The sequence below is a fragment of the Nostoc sp. UIC 10890 genome (assembly GCF_054786515.1).
This window is the reverse complement of sequence record NZ_JBSGKF010000104.1, coordinates 1-2,197: the sequence shown is the minus strand read 5'-3', so window position 1 is coordinate 2,197 and position 2,197 is coordinate 1. Positions and strand designations below refer to the sequence as shown.

General features: G+C 43.3%; 4 protein-coding genes and 2 pseudogenes. 2 read left to right on the top strand and 4 right to left on the bottom strand.

The genetic code is table 11. From position 1 onward, the window contains the following. Window positions 1-229 (top strand): annotated as a pseudogene (locus tag ACWATR_RS39485) (hypothetical protein); the annotation flags it as partial. 80 nt (window positions 230-309) lie between these two features. On the opposite strand, the gene ACWATR_RS39480 reads toward ACWATR_RS39485, so the two are convergent. From ACWATR_RS39480 to ACWATR_RS39470, 3 genes are all read right to left on the bottom strand, one after another. Continuing rightward, window positions 310-471 (bottom strand): hypothetical protein, encoded by a 162-nt coding sequence (locus tag ACWATR_RS39480; RefSeq protein WP_460345692.1) that lies wholly within the window; start codon window positions 469-471, stop codon window positions 310-312. A 53-nt stretch (window positions 472-524) separates the two neighbouring features. Continuing rightward, window positions 525-899, bottom strand: coding sequence for a hypothetical protein (locus ACWATR_RS39475; protein WP_460345689.1), 375 nt, complete (start codon window positions 897-899; stop codon window positions 525-527). Window positions 900-1,096: 197 nt separating this feature from the next. After that, complete coding sequence (locus tag ACWATR_RS39470; RefSeq protein WP_460345686.1) at window positions 1,097-1,507, bottom strand: hypothetical protein; 411 nt, start codon at window positions 1,505-1,507, stop codon at window positions 1,097-1,099. Window positions 1,508-1,542: 35 nt separating this feature from the next. Between ACWATR_RS39470 and ACWATR_RS39465 the strand changes: the two genes are divergently transcribed. After that, the gene (locus ACWATR_RS39465) at window positions 1,543-1,671 is read left to right on the top strand and encodes a hypothetical protein (protein WP_460345683.1); all 129 of its coding nucleotides are present in this window, start codon (window positions 1,543-1,545) and stop codon (window positions 1,669-1,671) included. Window positions 1,672-1,904: 233 nt separating this feature from the next. Here ACWATR_RS39465 and ACWATR_RS39460 read toward each other — a convergent pair. Continuing rightward, window positions 1,905-2,197, bottom strand: a pseudogene (locus ACWATR_RS39460) (hypothetical protein); the annotation flags it as partial.

The window sequence follows — 2,197 nt, the reverse complement described above, 5'->3', positions numbered from 1 at the left end:
CGAGGGATGGCTTGAAGATATGGAGCGACGCAAAAAAATTGAAGTTGATGATTACAACAAAGTTTCTGAAAAACATGCAGAACAGGGAATTAACTTCGGCGCATGGCAGATGAGAGGGAGGATTGGCGCTAGCAGAACATACGTTCAACGTCGGCAGCAGATGGAGCAAGACTTGCGTAACTTTGAGGATGTTGACACTTTGCCTTTCGACAAGGACACAGCATATTAAGCTCACCCTAAGCAGAGCAAGTGGTAATATAAGCTGAAAGCATTATAAAACAGCGCTTTCAGCTTTTTAGTGACATCCTTTTAATGAGCTTGAACAGCAGGCAGGTTAGCAGCAGCCGATGGTTTGGCAGAGCGAAACGCCCCGTTAAAAAAGGCAATCATTCCTAAAATGGCAAAGGCTGTAATGATTAATATGTGCAGTGAATTGAATGCCGAGCGTTCTCTGACTACTTCAGCCCACATTACTTTCAGTTGATCTTCCGTTGTCTTCCTGAGCGAAAAAGCGAATTGTTTGGTTAATTGGCAAGGCGTTCTATAGCTGGAGGGATTACCCCAGACGATCGCACAACTGACTTGTTGGAAGCGGCGGCAAGGAACGCAAACATCCCTAAAATAGCAAAAGACGTAATAATCACTTGCTGTAGGGAGGCAAATACTGACTTTTCTTTCTCCTTTTGGACAGTGATGCGATTCAGATTCTGTTGAAATGCCGAGAAATACAAATAATTCAACACTTGTTTACACAAGGTAGGGTCTTCACCTATCTGTACTTTCTGGCACAGAAGAATTTCTAGATGCTCCCGGCGGCGATCGCTTGTAGACAAATCGCGCTCGTCCCACAGTTTTGCCTGGGTTGTATCTAAAGGTCTATTAATACCTAATATAGTCATAGTATGGCCTTCTTTAGTTGTTGAGTTCGCTGAGGGAACAGGTGTAATCGATAATTCAATTACACCCTAGTGTGCTTTTTAAAAAATGGAACTCATATCTAACTTAAGAAGTTTAAATATGCTTTCAAAAAAGAACTAGCAACTTGAGTACTGAAAAAATCAAAACTCAGGTTGATAGTAAAGTTTGAGGATGTATGCTATATTTCCCAGTCCAAATCTTCAGTTGGAGATGGAGATAAAACCTGTGCTTTCGCTGGTGGTTGGGGTGTATCTGGCTCCAACGGGTTCGTCCCATCCTGAAATAATTCTTGTGCGAGAGTTCGCCCATCACCGTCAATGTCACTACTCAAGAAATACTCCAAAACCTGCGGTGTAGCACCATCAATTGCTGCTTGTGCTAGTAGGGATTTGATGAATTGGGGAGATGCTTCACTATCAGCTAGTACCTTCAAGGTTTGTTCGGCATCTTGGATGGTCATTCTGGAGATATCTTTAACTCCAACTTCGTCCCAGACATCCCCGAAATACTGTCGATATTGCTGATTGAAGTCTTGCTCTTGGGCAAATCGTGATAATTCTTGTATTTGTATTTGTGTCGTTTCAGCCATATCAATTCGCCAATGTTAATTGTTCACGCTTGTTATTGTTTGAGCCATTCTTGCGCGAGTCATCTGTGATTGGTAAGAGCGATCGCCTGTGGAGGGAAACACCATTCAAAGCCAAACCCTTACGTTTATTGGCTTTGGGGATGTTAGACAGAATGTCTGTCTAACATCAGACAGCATTAGTCGCAACAGTTGTCGTAGAAATGCAAACTAGTTTAAATCCCTTGATCAAGCCCCGTTGGGGCGGGGTGTAGGGTGTAGGGTTGCAGGTTGGAAAGAAATAACCCCAACAACCTTCTTCGTTACAAGCCCTGTCTTTTCACTCTGGTTTGCATTGATCGGAGTTCCAAGCTCAGTCCAATGCCGTCTTCACTACACCCAACACCCTACCCCCAACACCCTATTTTTGGCTTGTAGTGATATAACCGTTCCTTTGCCAAATCTCCGTGTCTGCTTTAGAACTATTGAATGGTTGAACATAATAATCAGGGACTAGGGGTTTGTCTTGGCGGTCATAGCTCAATTCATGATCCAAAAACTTGATATGGCTAATATGGGATGCCCAAGCATCGGCTATCCTATCGCCTAATCCCATTGTGTCTAAATATTTAGGTAGCTCCATTCCGCCATTCCAACAAATCGGGATGCCTTCACCATCAAAATGTTCGGTTAGCTCTTGGCGTACAAAGGATG